This is a genomic window from Agrococcus casei LMG 22410, from assembly GCF_900163565.1.
GTDB lineage: Bacteria > Actinomycetota > Actinomycetes > Actinomycetales > Microbacteriaceae > Agrococcus > Agrococcus casei.
Map to the genome: position 1 here is coordinate 155,637 of NZ_FUHU01000044.1, position 17,746 is coordinate 173,382.

The window sequence follows — 17,746 nt, forward strand, 5'->3', positions numbered from 1 at the left end:
CGATTCTTCAGCGATCGAACTGGCGCTGCGCCTGCGACAGCTCGAAGTAGGCGCCCTGGGCCGCAAGCAGCTCATCGTGCGTGCCGCTCTCGACGATGCGGCCGGCATCGACAACGTGGATCTCGTCGGCATGCTGCACCGTCGAGAGCCTGTGGGCGATTGCGATCACGGTGCGTCCGCGGGATGCGGCGTCCAGCGCCTGCTGCACGACCCGTTCAGAGACCGTGTCGAGTGCGCTTGTCGCCTCGTCGAGCACGAGCACAGCGGGGTCTTTCAGCAGCACGCGTGCGATCGCGATGCGCTGCTTGTCTCCGCCCGACAAGCGGTAGCCGCGCTCCCCCACGACTGTCTCGAAACGGTCGGGAAACCGGTCGATCGTCTCGAGGATGTTCGCATCGCGGCATGCCCGCACGAGGTCGTCTTCGGTCGCATCAGGCTTCGCGTAGCGGAGGTTCTCGGCGATAGAGGCGTGGAAGAGGTATGGCTCCTGGCTCACGATGCCGATGTTGTCGGTCAGCGTCTCGGGGTCGACGTCTCGCACGTCGACGCCTGCGAAGCGCACCGCTCCGTCGGTGACGTCGTAGAGCCTCGGCACGAGGTAGCCGATCGTCGTCTTGCCGGCTCCCGAGGGCCCGACGAATGCCGCGAAGGTGCCCGGTGAGACGGTGAACGAGACACCGGCAAGCGTCGATCGCTCATCTGGTGTCGCGTCTGGGTAACGGAAGGTGACGCTGTCGAACCGGACTTCGCCCATCCGTCGCTCGTCGACAGGCTTGGGGTCTGCCGGCGGCTCGATGGCCGGCTTGAGGTCGAGGTACTCGAAGATGCGGGCGAACAGCGCACCCGAGGTCTGCAGGTCGAGCGCGACACGAAGCAGGCCCATCATCGGCATGAGCAGTCTTGCCTGCACCGTGGTGAACGCCACCAGGGTTCCCGCAGTGACGATCGCGTTGCCACCCGTGATGATGAAGCCGGCGACCAGGTAGATGATGGCGGGCAGGATCGAGATGATCACGTTGACGATCGCGAAGAAGATCTGGCCGCTCATGGCGAGGCGCACCTGCAGCCCGACCTGGCGGTCGTTCTCGTCGGCGTAGCGCTTCGACTCGTCGCCCTGGCGCCCGAAGGCCTTGGCCAGCAGAATGCCCGAGACGCTGAGCGCCTCCTGCGTGATCGCGGTCATGTCGCTCAGCGATTCCTGCGTCTGCGTGGCAATGCGTGCCCTGATCTGACCGACCCTGCGCTGCGCGATCACCAGGATCGGCATCAGCACAATCGCCACGAGCGTCAGCTGCCACGACAGCACGATCATGGTGATGAGGCTCGCGATCACGGTGACGGTGTTGCCGACTACGCTCGAGACCGTGTTCTGCAGCACGCCCGCCACACCGCCGACGTCGTTCTGCAGCCTCGACTGAATCACACCCGTTTTCGTGCGGGTGAAGAACGCGAGCTCCATGCGCTGCAGGTGGTCAAAGAGCTTCGTACGAAGCTCGCCCATGACCGAGTTGCCGACGCGGGCGGTGAGCAGCGACTGCGCAACCCCGATGCCGGCCGAGACCACCCACAGGGTCACCATGATGGCGAGCAGTTGCAGCAAGAGCGGCATGTTCACGACGCCGGATGCGGGGAACAGCGCCTCGTCGAACACTCGCTGGATCAGCAGCGGCGGAAACACCTGGATCGTCGCGACAGCCAGCACCAGCACGATGATGACGATGACCTTGCCGCGGTGAGGCCTGAACAGCTCGGCTATGCGTCCGCCGAGGTTCGCCACTTTCGGGGCGCTCTGATTCGCGGCTCGCTGTACCGCTTCGTCGCGTGCGCCGACCCTGCCGCCGCGACCGCCCATCCCCATGCTCATCTGTGCCCAACACTAGTCGACCCCGCCCCTCCCCAATTTTTAGGTCGAAAAAGTCTGGCAAAGTACAGTACTTTGCCAGACTTTTTCGACCCCAAATCGGGCTTAGGGGACCCGCAGAATCGCGACGGGATCGAGGCGGGATGCGCGGATGGCTGGCAATGCGCCGCCGCGCAACGCGGCAATCATCAGGAGCACCGGGATGCTCAGAATGAACCCCGCCCGAGGCACGCTGCCGGTCAGGGCCAAGGTGATGCCGCATCCGATGAGCGTGCCGACAACAGCACCGATGACCGCAGCTGCGGCAGCCGACACCAGCACGCTCGAGACGATCAACGATCTGGTTGCGCCGAGCGCGCGCCGGCGGCCGATGTCTTTCGCGGTCGCGGACACCCTGCCGAACTGCACTGCCGCCACCAGCAGTGCAACGATCGCCAGCAGCGCCGACACCGTCTGCCGAGATGATGCGGCCAGCTCGTCGGACACATCGGAGGAAAGTCCGACGAGCGCTTCGTTGGTCGTGATCGTCGCCTCGTGCGGCCGTTCGGCAATCAGCAGCCCTCGTGTCGCCGCCTGCACCTGTTCGAGCTGCTGCAAGCTGGTGACGCTGACGAAGATCGTCAGCACCTGACCTGTGTCGGCTGCGATCAGGACTTCGTCATTCCACGATCCGAGCGGGTCAGCGACGTGCACGCTCTCTACGATGTCGGCATCCAGTCCGCCGGTGACGAAGCCCACACCGTCGACTAGCCCCAGCCGCTCAATGACGTCGGCCGAGGCCACAGCCTGACCCGGTGCCAACAGCCGACCGTCGAGACCCTCGGCGACTTGTGAGACATCACCGAACACGTGACGTGCCGTCACGCCTTCGCCGCCGTCGAATCCGCCAGCATGCACGGTTTTCGCGGGCCCGGCCGCCAGCACCCATTCCACCCCGGTCAGGGTTGCGAGCTGCTCGACGCTGCGAGCATCCATGTCGGCGCCGCCTTGCGAATCGACAATCGTGATGAGGCGCCCTTCTGGGGAGTTCATGAGGTCGAGCGTGCGCTGTTGGCTCGCCATCGCGAGCCCTGTCGTCGCAAAGATCGCGATCGCGGCGGCCGCGACAACACCGGCGAGCACAAGTGTCGGCACAACCGGCCGCCACAGTTTGCGCCACGCATCGATCAGCAGTGATCGCCCAAGAGCCCACACTGCAGTCACCCTGTCTACGATGCAACAGCATCAACGCTCGCTCCGCGACTGTAGGGCATCGATAGAATCGCCCACATGAGGTCACGGCTGAGCAGAACCGCATTCGCGGGCGCGTTCGCACTGGTTGCAGTCTTGGGCATGACTGCCTGCCAAGGCGCGAACTGCCCCGCCATCGGCTGGAACGACACCCTCACCGTCGAACTCACCGACAAGCAGGACCGAATCACTGCGCTCGAGCTCTGCTTCCGGGGTCACTGCATGAGCGACGAGGATCTCGGCGACTCCCCACTGGCTGGCGTGCAGGCGACCGATCTCGGCAACGGCACCTGGCAGTTCGACATGGGCATGTGGACTCCGGCCGCCGTGCTGCTTCGCGGCCTCGCATCCGACGGCACGGTCGCCAACGAGTATCCGATCGAACCCGACTGGAGCGTCACCGACGAAGTCGCACCCGGATGCGGTGGCCCGGCAACCGCGACCGTGGAGATGGAGTTCTAGTCGGCGGCGTCACCCTCCGGCAGCTCCGAGCTGGCAAGCTGCGCATCGAACAGCCGCCGGTGATGTTCGAGCCGTGCCCCGTCAGCCGGGTCGCCGTGGCCGGGCAGCAGCGTGGTTCGACCGTGCACTCGCAGGTGCGTGAGCACTGACAGCCAGCCGCGCAGATCGGACTCCGCATCCCACTGTGGATCCGCGCCCACTTCGACAACGTCACCGGTGATCGTGACGTCGACGGGGTCGACGTGCACCAGCAGATCGCCTGCCGTGTGCGCGGCGTCGAGTGGCTCAAGGGTCACCCGCAGGTCTCCGACCAGCAGCGCGTGCTCCCGCTCGATCGGCACGCTGGGCGCCGGCACCTGCATCCGCCACAGTTCAACCTCCGTGCCCTGCTCCGTGCCCTCATGCAGACTCGCCACCGCAGCCGCCCTGTGCTCGTCGGGGTGGGCGTGAATGTGCTCGATCGCAGCCGGATGCGCGAACGACGGAACATCCGAGAACGTCTCCATCGCCAAGAAGTGATCCCAGTGCGCGTGCGTCACCACGACGCCGACGACGCGGTCACCACGAGCTTCGATCGCCTCACGAAGCGCGGATGCGCGAGACGGCAGCGTGCCAGGGTCGACCACCAGCGCCTCCCCTGCCGACGCGATGACGTACGCGTTCATCGCCGCTTCGGGCATGACCCAGCGGTCGACGCCTTCTGCTGCTCGCTCAAGCATCAGGCTGCTCCGGCCGTGCGTCTGGCGATGATGATCTCGCGCAGGACATCGATGTGACCGCAGTGCTGGGCATGCTCGCGAAGCACATGCATGAGGATCCAGCGAAGCGGCAGCGGTCCTCGCCGGTTGCCCGTCACGACGTCGTCCGCGCCCATCCCCCTGCACCGTGCTCTCGACCGAGCAACAGCAGCTTCGAACTCCGCGCGTATCGAGTCGATGGAGTCTTCGGGAGCCAGATCGAACGACTCATCGGGCCCGGCCACGAGACCTGATTCAGAGCGCGGAAGACCATCAAAGGCCTCCTCGAACCAGACGCGCTCAACGAAAACAGCGTGCTTCGCGAGCCCGAGCAGCGTGGTCTTCGACGGAACGAGCTTCAGGCGCGCCTCGTCCTCAGTGAGCCCGTCGAGCGCCGAGGCGATCATCGCGCGGTGCTGTTCGATGAATGTCACCAGCTGTCCCACGGGCTCCTGGGCAAAATGCTCCGCGGAATCTGGCGTGGTCACCTGGGCTGCTTCGCTCATGCATTCAGCCTAGATGCAGGCGGCTGGCGGCCATCGATCAGATGTCATGGATACGCTCGCACCATGCTCTCCCGACGTGCTCCGTTCTTGACGCTCGCCACCGCATCCACCCTTGTCGCACTGACCGGATGTGCATCCGGCACGTCTGAACCGACGTGCCCGCTCGTCGACTTTGACGTCATCGTCGCTGTCACGGTCGAGACCGACAAGCACGTCGAGGCGATCGGCATCTGCGACGAGATCGCGTGCTCGACCGACGAAGAGATCCCGGCCGCGTCTGAGGTCGGTGACCTCTATACGTTCAAACAGGGCGAGGGGAGCACCTGGTCGTTCTCGGTCATTCGCTGGATGCCCGAAGAATTCAGGCTCGTCGCGATCGTTGATGGCGAGAAGATCGACCTCGGAACGTTCGAGGCCGACATCACGTATCACCCCATCAAGGAGGGTGAGGACTGCGGCGACATTCCAGAGTACGCGCCCATCACAGTAGAGGTGTAGATGCAGAAAGGGAGCCGCCGAAGCGACTCCCTTTCTCACAAGCAGAAGTGACTACTTGACGGTGACGGTTGCGCCAGCCTCTTCAAGTGCTTCCTTCGCCTTGTCGGCGTCTTCCTTGTTGGCGCCCTCGAGCACTGCCTTGGGAGCAGCGTCGACGAGTGCCTTTGCGTCGCCGAGGCCGAGCGACGAGTCAATCGCGCGAACAGCCTTGATGACCTGGATCTTCGCCGAGCCAGCCGACTCGAGAATGACGTCGAACTCGGTCTGCTCTTCAGCAGCCTCAGCCTCAGCGCCAGCAGCGGGTGCAGCACCTGCAACAGCGACGGGTGCAGCAGCGGTAACTTCGAACTTCTCCTCGAAAGCCTTCACGAAATCGTTCAGCTCGATGAGGGTGAGTTCCTCGAATGCTGCAAGCAGCTCTTCGGTCGACAGCTTTGCCATCTTTATCTCCTAATGGGTAACTAGCCGAGTGCCTAGGCGGCCTCGGACTCCTTCTTTGCACGCAGCGCGTCGACAGCGCGAGCTGCCTGAGCGACGGGTGCGTTGAACAGGTATGCTGCTCCGAACAGCGAGGCCTTGAAGGCGCCAGCCAGCTTTGCCAGCATGACGTCACGGGACTCGAGCTCGGCGAGCTTGTTGACCTCTTCTGCGGAGATCGGGTTACCGTCAAAGTAACCGTTCTTCACGACCAGGAGAGGGTTCGCCTTGGCGAAGTTGCGCAGCTCCTTCGCGACGGCGACAGGGTCACCGTGCACGAATGCGATTGCCGACGGGCCGACGAGGTCTTCGTCGAAGGCAGAGATGCCTGCCTGGTTTGCCGCAATCTTGGAGAGCGTGTTCTTCACCACAGCGTACGTCGCGTGCTCGCTGATGGAACGGCGCAGCTGCTTGAGCTCGCCTACAGAGAGTCCGCGGTACTCGGTCAGCAGCACTGCATTGGAGTTCGCGAACAGGTCCGCGAGCTCGGCGACTGCTTCTTGCTTGTTCGCCATGGTGCTCCTTGCTTCAGTGCTGGAACCCGGCTCACGAAAAAAGCTCTGGCCCGTGCAGGAGGATGCACGCCAGAGCTGACTTGAATCTCACCTGCGCGGGCTGTCACACTTCGTGATCCTTCGACAATCGTGCAAGCACGATCGCAACCAGCGGTCTTTGGTACCTGCCTACTCTAGGGGATGCGCGACCCGATGCGCAAGCGCCCGCTTTCGCCGTGCTGACACGCAAATGCGGAGGAGCCCACTCGGGACCCCTCCGCACCGCAAGCCGCACCCGTCAGGCGCCCCAGCCCATCCGTCTGCGTGCGAACACGAGTGCCAGACCCGTCAGCATCACGACTCCGCCGATCACACCGACGCCGGCAACATCGAACCCGGTGTCGGGCAGCGTCTCGGGCTCGGCAGCCGCCTCGACAACCGGCTCAGCGGGCTCTGCAGAGTCAGCAGGCTCCTCAACGACCGGTTCCTCAACAACAGGCTCCTCAACAACAGGCTCCTCCACAGCAGGCACCGTTTCGCACGGCTGGTCGGTGAACGAGAACGTCCACCGCACTTCGACGCCCTCGGGCAGCACATAGCCATCTGCCGCCGCAGCCTCGACCGCAACCTGCCCGACGCCGTGCACCCGCGCATCCGTCACCGTGTACTCAACATGCTCGACCTCAGGCAGCACGATCGCATCACCGGTCACGCCGCAGTCGTCGACGAAGGTCGGAAACGCCGGATCCCCCGTCTCGACCAGCTGCTCTGGGCACTCCTTCACGGTGAACACCCGACTGTGCTCGTCGACTGAGGCATAGTCGGCATGCGGGCGACCGGGTCCGTGCATGACCGTGCCGGCCAGCAGGTCTCGCGTCTTCGCGCTGTTGTTGTAGAGGTCGAGCTGGTAGATGCCGCACTCGATCGCCTCGTCATCGAGCTGGTCAAGCGACGCATCGTCGGTCTTGATCGACGCGATCAGCGTCTGCGGAAACATGGGCAGACGCTGCGACTCATCGCCCTTCCAGAGCGCGAGCACGTAGTCGCCGTCGCTCTTCGGCGGCTCGACATACGGCGCTCCCCCAGTCAGTGCACCGACACCTGCGACGGCAGCCACCGCTGCGACAGCGACCGCCACAGCCTTCTTCACCAATTTCGATCGCATCGGCGATCTCCTCACCTGATTCGCGACGCGGCCCTGCCTGCGTCTTGCTTTGTGTTGAACGCGGCAAGCATCGCGGGCAGCAGGGGTCGCACTCCAGAGCGGATGCGCGGCTGTGCAGAGTGCGTGGCTGTGGAGAGCGCTACTCGGCAGTCATCGGCAGGCGAACGGTGAACCTGGCTCCGCTGCCGTCATCGCGGTTCGCGGCAGTGATCGTGCCGCCGTGCGCCTCGACGAGGGCCTTCACGATGGCAAGCCCGAGCCCAGAAGAGCCAGCAGCTCGCGAGCGCGACGCGTCGCCGCGAACGAATCTGCCGAAGAGGCGATTCTGCAGCTCCTCGCCGATCCCCGGGCCGTTGTCGGCGACGACGACCACCGCATCCTCCCCTTCAGTCTCGACACTGACCTCGATCCGTGTGCCATCGGGGGTGTGCACCCGCGCATTGGCGAGCAGGTTGCCGAACACCTGCTGCAGGCGCGACAGGTCGCCATGCACCGTCACGGGCGCGTCAGAGAGCTCGAGCGAGACGGGGTGCGTCGGGCCGGCCGCTTGGGCGTCGGCAACGGATTCGACGACGAGCTTCGACAGGTCGACCTCGGTGAGCGTGACCTCGCGGCCCTCATCGAGCCGTGCCAGCAGCAGCAAGTCATTGACGAGAGCGGCCATGCGGTTCGCCGCCGACTCGATGCGCTGCAGCGACAGCTGCGCGTCGTCGCTCATGTCGCGCTCGTGCAGCCGGGTGATCTCGGCATAGCCGCGCACCGCAGCAAGCGGTGTTCGCAGCTCGTGCGACGCATCCGCAACGAACTGCCGCATGCGGTTCTCGCTCGCCGCACGCGCTTCAAGCGAGGTCTCGAGGTGGTTGAGCATGCGGTTGACGCTTTCGCCGACTCGCCCCACCTCGGTTGCGGGATCACTGATGCTGACGCGCGTGGTCAGGTGCACGTCGCCCGAATCGAGTGGCAGCTGCGAGATGCGCTCGGTCGCGGCCACGACGCTCGTCAGCGGCCGCATCGCCCTTCGGATCGTGACGTCGGCGAGCGCGACCAGCAGCGTTGCCCCCGCGATCGCACTCGTGACGATGACCATGGTCATGGCCAGCATGGTCTGGTTCATCTCAGACATCGGCAACGCCACGAACAGCCGCATCTCTGGGATCTCGTCGGCCAGCGGCACTTCGAGCACGCGGTAGTCGCCGCGCAGGTCCATCGAGACGGTGTGCGACTGCCACGGCGCACCCGCTCCACCGGTGATGCGCGCGACCTGCATCGCACTGAGCTCTTCAGCGGTGTTGTCGCCGGTCACGTAGTAGGCGAACTGCGTCTGCCCCTCGTACTGCAGCACCGCGATGGCGCCAGGGCCGCCGCGCGGATCGGGTGCGATGTTGGGCGACTGCGTGTAGAGGGCGTCGAGCGCCTGTCCCTGCACGCGGGCGCCGAAGTCGGCCAGCGAGTCGTCGAGCCGCTGCAGCATCACCTGTCGCATGACAGCGACGCTGGCGATCGAGACGATGAGCGTGAGCAGCGTGAAGAGCGCGATCGTCACGAACAGCAGCCGCTTTCGCAGCGACCACGTGGCGAAGCGCGATGTCGCCACCGATCGCCTCGCAGCCGCCCCCACACTCATGACGCTGGGCGGATCTGGTACCCGACACCGCGCACGGTGTGGATCATCGGCTCGCCGAGTGTGTCGATCTTCTTGCGCAGATACGAGATGTAGAGCTCGACGACGGATGCGCGCCCGCCGAAGTCGTACGACCAGACACGGTCGAGGATCTGGGCCTTCGACAGCACTCGACGGGGGTTGCGCATCAGATAGCGCAGCAGCTCGAACTCGGTGGCCGTCAGATCAACGGAAGTGCCTCCTCGCTGCACTTCGTAGCTGTCTTCGTCGAGCATGAGGTCGCCGACCCACAGCACGCTCGACTCCTCGGCAGTGGCTGCGTTGCGGCGGATCAGGCCGCGAAGCCGCGCCACGACCTCTTCTATGCCGAAGGGCTTGGTCACGTAGTCGTCGCCGCCTGCGGTGAGGCCTGCGACGCGGTCTTCGAGCGAGTCCTTGGCCGTCAGGAACAGCACAGGCATGTCGAACCCGGCCGACCGCAGACGCTGCAGCACCTGCAGGCCGTCGAAGTCGGGAAGCATGATGTCGAGCACGACCGCATCGGGCCTGAACTCGCGCACCGCCTGCAGCGCCGTCTGGCCGTTGGCCGCCGTGCGCACATCCCAGCCCTCGTACTTGAGCCCCATCGAGATGAGGTCGGCAAGCGTCTGCTCATCGTCGACGACGACGACGCGGATGGGCGAGCCGTCGGGGCGTGTCAGCCGCGGCTGCGCGCGAAGGTGATCCTGTGCAGATTCGGTCATGGTGCTATGAAACCAACCATAGCTGTGCAGTTGCTATGCGACATCCATGAGAGCCTGGGGCATTCCGGCCGCTGCTGCTGGCAGAATGGAGCCCATGCACAACCCCCAGCTCGACCTCTTCTCGGATGTCGAGACGGTTGCAGAGACGGCCGAGGCGGCGCACATCGCCCGCATCATCGCCCGCTCGTCCGATCGCGTCACCTGGCTCAAGATGCGCGCGACCGGCGTCACCGCCACCGACGCAGCCAGGCTGACGTCGCCCAAGGCGATGCAGTCGCTCGCCTGGGAGAAGCGCACCGGCGGCAGCGGATTCAGCGGCAACCGCTACACCGACCACGGGCGCGAGCGCGAGCCCTTCATCGCCTCGTGGGTCGCCCAGCGATTCGGCGTCACTTCGAGCGACGCCCTCTTCCACGCCGAGCAGGAGCGCCGCCACCTGGCGACTCCCGACGGCGTCAACGACGAGGGCACGATCCTCTGCGAGATCAAGACCACGTCGAAGCCCTTCCGTCGCCCTCCCGCCAACTACATGCGCCAGATCTGGTGGCAGCAGTACGTGCTCGGCGCCGAGCGCACGCTCTTCGTCTGGGAGCAGCACCGCGACTTCGTGCCGCTGGGCGAGCCCCAGTACGTCTGGATCGACCGCAACGACGCCGAGATCGACGTGCTCGTGAAGCGCGCCAACCTCCTGCTCGAAGCCATGAGCCAGCCTTCGACGGGCTACTGATCATGACCGTGCTGGTGCTGCACGACCTCGGCGGCGACTCGAGTCAGCTCGCATCGATGCTGCCGCAGCTGCCCGACGTGTGGGCTCCCGATCTGCCCGCACACGGCATGAACGCAGTGCCGGCGGATGCCGAAGCCCTGTCGGTCTACCGGCTCGCTCAGCAGGTGGCCCAGGGAATGCCGCAGCATGCATCCGGGGCACCGCTGACCGTCATCGGCCTCGGCCTCGGCGCCGCGGTCGGCCTGCGCATCGCCCTGTCGGGCGTCTTCCGCATGGATCGCTTCGTCGCCATCCGCCCGTCGTTCACGCACCAGACGCTGCCGGAGCACCTCACGATCTACCCGGTGCTGGCCGACCTGCTGGGCACGACGACGTACGGCACCGGCATCGACCAGGTGATGGCAAAGCTCGTCACGACCGGCATCTACAACGACATCAGGTCTGCATCACGAGCGGCCGCGACCGAAGTCGAGCGGCAGATCACCGCGCCGGGAGCACGAGATCGGCGGATGCGCCTCGCAGATATTCCGATGCATCCCGCGTTCGAGGCGCACGAGTTCGACACCCTCGACCTGCCATCGATGGTGATCGCAGACCCGACCGACCCCGTGCATCCGCTCAGTGTCGCCGCCCAGTGGAGCGACCTGCTGGGAGCCGCCCAGCGCGTCACGCCTGATCGAGGGCGGGATCCTCACGGGGCTGATGCGTGGATTCGCCATCAGCTCGACGAGTATCTCGTTGGAGTTCGCTGAGGAAGTTCCTCTGCGAGCGGCCGACTTCGCTGAACACTGCCCAGAGCAGCCACACGAGACCGATGCCCGTTGCGACGTGCTCGAGAATGGCGCCGAGCTCGCTCGTGCTGCCTGCCAGCGACAGGAGGCCGCCCGTGCCCGAGATCACGCCGATGGCGATGGCGGCCACGATCGTCACGTGACGCAGACGCCCCTTGCGAGCGGCTGCCATGAGCAACATCGTGAGGCAGCCGAAGACGAAGCCCGCGATCGCGAACCACACGTGCACGAGGTCGCGCGTGGTCGCCTCGGGGTTGGCGAGGCTCGGGCATGACTCGGTGCAGTTGACCTGGCTCGCGACGAAGAAGCAGACCCCGGCGAGCCCGACCGTCATCCAGGGCATCACGAAGAGCCGCCGCCCGCTGCTCGTGCGAGTCACCGTGCGCAGCGGCCACGCGGCCAGCAGGATGCCGCAGGCGAGCATCGTGAACCCGACCTTGAAGTCCTCTTCTGTCTCGAGCCCTGCGGCGCCGAACTCCGAGACGTAGTACCAGCGGTCGTGGTAGATGCGCTGCATGACCATGATCGATGCGCCCATGACGACGAGGAGCGCGACTGTGAGGGCGAGCACACGCTCGAACACCATCCTGCTGATCTGCACCTGTCGAGAGTACCGAATCCGAGCGCTTCCGCTGTCGGCGCAAATCCTGACGCAATCTGCAATACTCGCCCCCGTGTCGGCCGTCGCGACTACATTGGAGGGCATGCGTGCAGTAACACTGGAATCCGTCGGGCCCGATGCCACACCGCAGGTGACCGAGGTGCGTGACCCGCTGCAGCTCATGAGCGACGCGCTCGTGCAGGTGCATGCTGCGGGCATCAACCCCATCGACTGGAAGACCATCGCGGGCAAGGGCGTCGCCGCCGGCATCCAGCGATTCCCGTGGGTGCCGGGCAACGACTTCGCCGGCACCGTGCTCAAGTCGCCGTACGAGCTGTCCGAGTTCCAGCCGGGCGACGAGGTCTTCGGCTTCGCGTCACCTGCGCTCGCGTGGGGCTCCTACGCCGAGAAGGTCGCGGCGTCGACGCTGCAGATGGCCAAGAAGCCCGAATCGCTGTCGTTCGCCGAGGCGGCCGCGGTTCCGTGCGCCGGCCTCACCGCCTGGGACGCCGTGGTCCGCGTTGCCCGCGCACGCACCGGCCAGCGCATCCTCGTGCACGCGGGTGCCGGCGGCGTCGGCCACTTCGCGGTGCAGTTCGCCCGCTACTTCGGCGCGCACGTCATCGCAACGGGCTCTGAGAGCAGTCTCGACTACCTGCGCGAGATCGGTGCAGACGAGGTGGTCGACTACCGCAAGCAGCGCTTCGAAGAGGTGCTGGGCAAGGTCGACGTCGTCGTCGATCTGATCGGCAATGTCAAAGACGACACCGGCTCGCGCTCACTGAACGTGCTGAAGAGCGACGGCCTGTACCTCAACATCCCCACAGGCTCGTGGCCCGAATACGCTGAGGCGTCCGAGGCCGCTGGCGTGCGCTACTCGCACATCAAGGTCGAGCCCGACGGCCAGAACCTCGCGATCATCGCCCGCCTGCTCGAATCGGGCGACGTCAAGGTCAATCTCGACTCGGTGTTTCCGCTCGACCAGGTGAACGAGGCGCTGCAGCAGCAGGCCGAGGGCCACACCCGCGGCAAGATCGTGCTCAAAGTGCGCTGACCGGTGCGTGCTCGCTTCGGCGAGCATCACGAGAGCGGATGCGCGAGTGCAGCACCGCAGCCGCGGCCAGCCACAGCACACAGCCGGCAAGCTCCACCAGCCAGTTGACGCCCTCCCCCGAGGCGATCGACTGGGTGAGGAACACCCGCACGCTGTTGAGCGCGCCGTGCACGATCACCGCCGGCCACACCGACCCCGACCAGAGTCGCAGCGCGACCATGAACGGCGCCCACGATGCGATCGCAAGCAGATAGGCAGCCCCCGGCTCCCAGCCGCCGTCGCCCACGATGAGGGGCAGCGCCGGCAGATGCCAGATGACCCAGGCCGCAGCCGACACCCCTGCGATCAGCCAGAACGGCTTTTCGCGCAGCTGCGTCACCAGCCACCCGCGCCAGCCAAGCTCCTCGCCGACGGCAAAGACACTCTGCATCACGAGCAGAACAGGAACCGCCGCTGCCGCAATGAGCACCGCATCCGGGGACGAGAGCGTGTGCCCCGTGGCCAGCCCCGCGCCGAGCTGCAGCAGCCCGATCGCGACGACGGCCGCGAGGCTCACGCCCACACCTGACCACGAGCGGCCCCACCGCAAAGCGAAGACATCGCTGAGCCTTCCGGGCCGCAGCACGAAGAACAGCACCAGCGCTGTCAGCAATGGCGTGAGCTGAGCGACGGGAACGATCAGCCCTGCGAACTCCTCAGGCAGTGCTCCGAAGACCACCGGCGACGCGATGCCGAAGCACAGCAGGGTCGCAGCTGCGACGAAGATCGCGGTGGTGCGAAGCGGATGGGCGGGTCTGGTGTGCATGGCGGCTCCTTCGCGTTCGTTGTTTGTACAGTGTACAAACAGAGGGCCGCGAAGTACAGTGTCTTCAGACGGAAAGGTGCAGATGCAGCGAAGAGGCCCCCGCGGCGACATCGACGAGGCTCGCATTCTGCGTGCGGCGGATGCGCTGCTCGCTGAGCGAGGAGACATCGACCGGATCTCGCTGCGCAGCATCGCAGCTGAGGTCGGCGTTGCCGTCAACGCCCTCTACACGTACTTCCCGTCGCTGCGGGCGATCTGGCATGACCTCGCCGACGAGCGCCTCGGGCTGCTGCGCCCCACCGAGCTGCTCGACATCGGCTGCAGCCACTGCGCCGTGCTCGAGCTCGTCGATCGGGCTGGCGCCATGGCCGCCGCGCCCGGCACCCTGTCACTGCTGCGCGCCCAGCCGGTGCTCGGTCGCAACTCCTTCGCGCTCAGCGAGACGATCATGACGCTGACCGAGCACGGGTCGATCAGCCCGCGCAATGCGCACGACCTCATCGTGGGCTGGTTCTACGGCAGCTCCGTGCTCGACTCCGAGGGGTGGACTTCAGGCACGGACGAGATCCGCGCATCCGAGCCCCTCCCCGAGTTTCCGCGCATTGCCGACCGCGACGCCGCCGACAGACACGAGCAGGCCGAGGCCATTCTGCGAGGCATAGGCCTCAGCTGCCAGCGGCTGTAGTCACTCCCAAGACGATGCGACGGTCGGCATCCAGCTGTCGCGGCTGTCAGTCAGCAGCTGCCCGAGTTCAAGCAGGTAGTCAGGCGAGTCGAGCATGGATGGGTCCGGCAGGCCCTCTGGCTTGTGCGACATCACATCGATGTTCATCCTGTGCACGCCATCAGCCCAGCACGTCGTCAGCGTGGCGCTCGGAACCCGTCCTTCGCCGCCCCCGAGTGTCCAGTGCAGGCCCCCCTCGGTGCCGTGGTCGACCGAGCCCTCTTCGAGAGGCGGGCACAGCTCGTCGTCGAAGCTGACGCCCGAATCGAGCAGCTCTGCACCCAAGCCAGCAACCATCACCGCAAGCAGCGCATCTCCGTGGTCACGATCGGTGTCGATGCTGCAGACCGCGATGTCCTGCCCGCCCTGCGATGTGGAGTGTCCGCCTGCCGTCTTCACGACCGGCACGTACTCCATCGCTGCTCGCGCGACGTCGTCATCAGCGAAGATCGCTCCGCAGAGCTCGATGGCGACGTCATCCTCCGCCGCCGCTTCCATGGCGGCGCGCCATTCGTCTGGAGTCGAGGCCACGCCGCCTGTTTCGGTCTCAGAGGAAGTCGCCTCCGAGGGCGCAGCCGACTCCTCCTCGGAGCCGTCGGTCGAGCATCCGACCAGCATCACTCCTATGACGGATGCGGCGACAAAGGCACGACCGACGCCCCTGCGGGCAGATGGCTCAGTCATGGCAATCACTTTCTGTTGCACGCAGAAAGGGCCCGGCCGAAGCCGAGCCCTCTCTGAGGTTCAGTTGCTACTTGCTGGCGACGACAGCGGCGGGGTCAACGGGGATCCCGGGGCCGAAGGTCGTCGAGACAGCAGCCTTCTGCACGTAGCGTCCCTTGGACGACGACGGCTTCAGACGCAGGACCTCGTCGAGCGCAGCGGTGATGTTGTCAACGAGCTTCTCTTCTGAGAACGAAGCCTTGCCGACGATGAAGTGCACGTTCGAGTGCTTGTCGACGCGGAACTCGATGCGGCCGCCCTTGATGTCGGTGACAGCCTGTGCCACGTTCGGGGTGACGGTGCCGGTCTTGGGGTTCGGCATGAGGCCACGGGGTCCGAGGACCTTTCCGAGGCGTCCGACCTTGCCCATGAGCTCGGGGCTCGCAACGGCTGCGTCGAAGTCGGTCCAGCCGCCAGCGACCTTCTCGATGAGCTCGTCGTTGCCGACCTCATCTGCGCCTGCTGCGATTGCAGCCTCAGCTGCCGGGCCCTGCGCGAAGACGATGACGCGAGCGGTCTTGCCGGTTCCGTGAGGAAGTGACACGGTTCCGCGAACCATCTGGTCTGCCTTGCGAGGGTCAACGCCGAGCTTCAGCGCGACCTCGACGGTCGAGTCGGTCTTTGCAGAACCGGTCTCGCGTGCGATCGCGACTGCCTCAGCGGGGGTGTAGAACTTGCCCGGCTCGAGCTTGTCGAGTGCGGCCATGTAGGCCTTTGACTTCTTTGCCATGTTGTACTCCTTCAGAGTTCGTGGTGCGCGTCAGGCAGACGCTGCCACTGAATGCGTTGGTGTTAGTTGCCGACCGTGATGCCCATGGAGCGGGCCGTGCCTGCGATGATCTTCTTCGCAGCGTCGATGTCGTTTGCGTTGAGGTCCTTCATCTTCGCTTCTGCGATCTCAGCGACCTGCGCGTCGTTCAGCTTGCCCACCTTGTCGGTGTGGGGCACGCCCGAACCCTTCTTCACGCCAGCTGCCTTCTTGATCAGCTCGGCTGCCGGAGGAGTCTTGAGAACGAAGTCGAACGAACGGTCTTCGTAGACAGTGATCTCGACGGGAACGATGTTTCCGCGCTGGTCTGCCGTGGCGTCGTTGTACGCCTTGCAGAACTCCATGATGTTGACGCCGTGCTGACCGAGCGCCGGACCGACAGGAGGCGCGGGGTTTGCGGCGCCAGCCTGGATCTGGAGCTTGATGAATCCAGAAACCTTCTTCTTAGGTGCCATTCTTCTTCCTTAGTTTTCTCTCCGATCCACCCCGGACCGGATTTCCAGCCACGTGGTGGCTAGAGCTTGCTGACCTGGCCGAATCCGAGCTCCACAGGAGTCTCGCGCTCGAACAGGGAGACGAGGACGGTGAGCTTGCCGCTCGCGGGCTGGATCTCGGAGATCGTGCCCGGGAAGCCTGCGAACGAGCCCTCCGTGATGGTGATGGTCTCACCGATTTCGTAGTCGACCTCGGCCACGATGGGCTGGGCCGCGACACTGCTGTCGTCTGCGCGCTCTGCTTCGGCGATCTCGGCGTCTGCGAGCGGCTTGAGCATGTTGAACGCCTCGTTGAAGCGCAGCGGTGCGGGGTTGTGGGCGTTGCCCACGAAGCCGGTGACGCCAGGCGTGTGACGGACGATCGACCAGGTGTCTTCGTTGAGCTCCATGCGAACCAGCACGTAGCCGGGAACACGGACGCGGGTGACGCGCTTGCCGACGCCGTTCTTGACCTCGAGCACGTCTTCGGTCGGAACCTGAATCTCGTGGACGCCTTCGACCTGCATGTTCTCAGCGCGGCTGGCGATGTTGGCCTTGACCTTCTTCTCGTAGCCGGCGTACGAGTGGATGACGTACCACTTGCCAGGCTTGAGGCGCAGCTCGCGCTTGAACTCGGCGTAGGGGTCGACAGCGGGCTCAGCCGACTCTTCAGTTTCGGTGAGGTTGTCGAGCGCCTTGTTCAGCTCGTTGTTGAGGTCATTGACGTTGTCTGCCACTGATTCTGCCTTCTCAAATCGTTGAACTCGCGGATGCTAGTTCAGGACCACGCCATTGCCGAAGAGGTTGGCCATGATCCATGCCGAGAGCGCATCGAGGCCGAACACGAACAGCATCATCAGGGCGACGAACACGAGAACCACCGTGGTGTAGCTGATCAGCTCGCGCTTCGTGGGAGTGACCACCTTCGAGAGTTCAGCGAACACCTCTTTGATGAAGGTGACGACCGCGACAAAGGGGTTGCGTGCCTTGTTTCGCTTCTGCACGCTTGCTTTCTCTGCCACGAGGCACCTTTCCTTAGCTCTTCGGACCTGCGGACCTGCTCTGAGCCCGGCACTGTCGCATTCGCGACTGCACTCGCAGGGCGGACAGGACTCGAACCTGCAACCTGCGGTTTTGGAGACCGCTGCGCTACCAATTGCGCCACCGCCCTAGGCTGGGTGAACGACATCTGCACCATCTGCCACACCCGCAGAACTTCGCTCTTTGGGCATAGGAAATGATGGCGGATATCAACCACCATCGGACAACTATACGCGCATCCCGT

At 65.2% G+C, this 17,746-nt stretch carries 21 protein-coding genes, 1 tRNA gene and 1 pseudogene; 6 read left to right on the plus strand and 17 right to left on the minus strand.

Features of this window, described 5'->3' with window-relative positions; all coding sequences use genetic code 11:
- Positions 1-7: 7 nt before the first annotated feature.
- Both CZ674_RS11945 and CZ674_RS11950 read right to left on the minus strand, forming a co-directional pair.
- Entirely contained in the window at positions 8-1,864 is a 1,857-nt protein-coding gene (locus CZ674_RS11945) for an ABC transporter ATP-binding protein (RefSeq protein WP_086992749.1), read from the minus strand.
- Positions 1,865-1,966: 102 nt separating this feature from the next.
- Positions 1,967-3,064: an ABC transporter permease gene (locus CZ674_RS11950; protein ID WP_086992750.1), complete on the minus strand. Its 1,098-nt coding sequence runs from the start codon at positions 3,062-3,064 to the stop codon at positions 1,967-1,969.
- Between the two features lie 66 nt (positions 3,065-3,130).
- On the opposite strand from CZ674_RS11950, the gene CZ674_RS11955 reads away from it, so the two are divergent.
- Complete coding sequence (locus CZ674_RS11955; protein WP_086992751.1) at positions 3,131-3,553, plus strand: hypothetical protein; 423 nt, start codon at positions 3,131-3,133, stop codon at positions 3,551-3,553.
- On the opposite strand, the gene CZ674_RS11960 is transcribed toward CZ674_RS11955, so the two are convergent.
- Together CZ674_RS11960 and CZ674_RS11965 are read right to left on the minus strand one after the other, a co-directional pair.
- Positions 3,550-4,272 carry an MBL fold metallo-hydrolase gene (locus CZ674_RS11960; protein ID WP_086992752.1) on the minus strand — a complete coding sequence of 241 codons (723 nt, stop codon included), beginning with the start codon at positions 4,270-4,272 and terminating at the stop codon, positions 3,550-3,552. The genes CZ674_RS11955 and CZ674_RS11960 overlap by 4 nt on opposite strands.
- Complete coding sequence (locus tag CZ674_RS11965; protein WP_086992753.1) at positions 4,272-4,796, minus strand: DinB family protein; 525 nt, start codon at positions 4,794-4,796, stop codon at positions 4,272-4,274. Before CZ674_RS11965 ends, CZ674_RS11960 begins: the two co-directional genes overlap by 1 nt.
- Positions 4,797-4,859: 63 nt before the next feature.
- On the opposite strand from CZ674_RS11965, the gene CZ674_RS11970 reads away from it, so the two are divergent.
- Positions 4,860-5,294: a hypothetical protein gene (locus CZ674_RS11970; RefSeq protein WP_086992754.1), complete on the plus strand. Its 435-nt coding sequence runs from the start codon at positions 4,860-4,862 to the stop codon at positions 5,292-5,294.
- Between the two features lie 51 nt (positions 5,295-5,345).
- Here CZ674_RS11970 and rplL read toward each other — a convergent pair whose 3' ends face one another.
- The 5 genes from rplL to CZ674_RS11995 all read right to left on the minus strand — a co-directional run bounded on the left by rplL (position 5,346) and on the right by CZ674_RS11995 (position 9,794).
- Positions 5,346-5,735, minus strand: coding sequence for a 50S ribosomal protein L7/L12 (gene rplL, locus CZ674_RS11975; RefSeq protein ID WP_086992755.1), 390 nt, complete (start codon positions 5,733-5,735; stop codon positions 5,346-5,348).
- 32 nt (positions 5,736-5,767) lie between these two features.
- Complete coding sequence (gene rplJ / locus CZ674_RS11980) at positions 5,768-6,286, minus strand: 50S ribosomal protein L10 (RefSeq protein ID WP_086992756.1); 519 nt, start codon at positions 6,284-6,286, stop codon at positions 5,768-5,770.
- A 277-nt stretch (positions 6,287-6,563) separates the two neighbouring features.
- On the minus strand, positions 6,564-7,430 hold the full coding sequence (locus CZ674_RS11985; RefSeq protein ID WP_086992757.1) for an LPXTG cell wall anchor domain-containing protein: 867 nt from the start codon (positions 7,428-7,430) through the stop codon (positions 6,564-6,566).
- A gap of 139 nt (positions 7,431-7,569) precedes the next feature.
- Positions 7,570-9,024, minus strand: coding sequence for a sensor histidine kinase (locus tag CZ674_RS11990; RefSeq protein WP_143244739.1), 1,455 nt, complete (start codon positions 9,022-9,024; stop codon positions 7,570-7,572).
- A gap of 26 nt (positions 9,025-9,050) precedes the next feature.
- Positions 9,051-9,794: a response regulator transcription factor gene (locus CZ674_RS11995; protein WP_086992759.1), complete on the minus strand. Its 744-nt coding sequence runs from the start codon at positions 9,792-9,794 to the stop codon at positions 9,051-9,053.
- 94 nt (positions 9,795-9,888) lie between these two features.
- Between CZ674_RS11995 and CZ674_RS12000 the strand changes: the two genes are divergently transcribed.
- Positions 9,889-10,521, plus strand: a complete 633-nt coding sequence (locus CZ674_RS12000; RefSeq protein ID WP_200810103.1) for a YqaJ viral recombinase family protein — start codon at positions 9,889-9,891, stop codon at positions 10,519-10,521.
- Positions 10,522-10,523: 2 nt separating this feature from the next.
- A complete protein-coding gene (locus CZ674_RS12005) occupies positions 10,524-11,273 on the plus strand; it encodes an alpha/beta hydrolase (RefSeq protein ID WP_086992761.1) in 750 nt (249 codons plus the stop codon).
- Here CZ674_RS12005 and CZ674_RS12010 read toward each other — a convergent pair.
- A complete protein-coding gene (locus CZ674_RS12010; protein ID WP_159456985.1) occupies positions 11,188-11,913 on the minus strand; it encodes a DUF998 domain-containing protein in 726 nt (241 codons plus the stop codon). The two genes, CZ674_RS12005 and CZ674_RS12010, sit on opposite strands and share 86 nt — an antisense overlap.
- Before the next feature lie 103 nt (positions 11,914-12,016).
- On the opposite strand from CZ674_RS12010, the gene CZ674_RS12015 reads away from it, so the two are divergent.
- A complete protein-coding gene (locus CZ674_RS12015) occupies positions 12,017-12,967 on the plus strand; it encodes an NADP-dependent oxidoreductase (protein ID WP_086992763.1) in 951 nt (316 codons plus the stop codon).
- On the opposite strand, the gene CZ674_RS12020 is transcribed toward CZ674_RS12015, so the two are convergent.
- Positions 12,954-13,772, minus strand: coding sequence for a CPBP family intramembrane glutamic endopeptidase (locus tag CZ674_RS12020; protein ID WP_159456986.1), 819 nt, complete (start codon positions 13,770-13,772; stop codon positions 12,954-12,956). The genes CZ674_RS12015 and CZ674_RS12020 overlap by 14 nt on opposite strands.
- 82 nt (positions 13,773-13,854) lie before the next feature.
- On the opposite strand from CZ674_RS12020, the gene CZ674_RS12025 reads away from it, so the two are divergent.
- A complete protein-coding gene (locus CZ674_RS12025) occupies positions 13,855-14,457 on the plus strand; it encodes a TetR/AcrR family transcriptional regulator (RefSeq protein WP_159456987.1) in 603 nt (200 codons plus the stop codon).
- On the opposite strand, the gene CZ674_RS12030 is transcribed toward CZ674_RS12025, so the two are convergent.
- The 6 genes and pseudogenes from CZ674_RS12030 to CZ674_RS12055 all read right to left on the minus strand — a co-directional run bounded on the left by CZ674_RS12030 (position 14,458) and on the right by CZ674_RS12055 (position 17,632).
- Complete coding sequence (locus CZ674_RS12030; protein WP_143244741.1) at positions 14,458-15,180, minus strand: hypothetical protein; 723 nt, start codon at positions 15,178-15,180, stop codon at positions 14,458-14,460.
- Positions 15,181-15,247: 67 nt separating this feature from the next.
- On the minus strand, positions 15,248-15,949 hold the full coding sequence (gene rplA, locus CZ674_RS12035; protein ID WP_086992766.1) for a 50S ribosomal protein L1: 702 nt from the start codon (positions 15,947-15,949) through the stop codon (positions 15,248-15,250).
- Positions 15,950-16,011: 62 nt separating this feature from the next.
- A complete protein-coding gene (gene rplK / locus CZ674_RS12040; RefSeq protein ID WP_086992767.1) occupies positions 16,012-16,443 on the minus strand; it encodes a 50S ribosomal protein L11 in 432 nt (143 codons plus the stop codon).
- A gap of 59 nt (positions 16,444-16,502) precedes the next feature.
- A pseudogene (gene nusG / locus CZ674_RS12045) lies at positions 16,503-17,210 on the minus strand (transcription termination/antitermination protein NusG); the annotation flags it as partial.
- Positions 17,211-17,234: 24 nt separating this feature from the next.
- Positions 17,235-17,483 carry a preprotein translocase subunit SecE gene (gene secE, locus CZ674_RS12050; RefSeq protein WP_086992769.1) on the minus strand — a complete coding sequence of 83 codons (249 nt, stop codon included), beginning with the start codon at positions 17,481-17,483 and terminating at the stop codon, positions 17,235-17,237.
- Positions 17,484-17,559: 76 nt separating this feature from the next.
- Positions 17,560-17,632, minus strand: a tRNA-Trp gene (locus CZ674_RS12055).
- Positions 17,633-17,746: the final 114 nt, after the last annotated feature.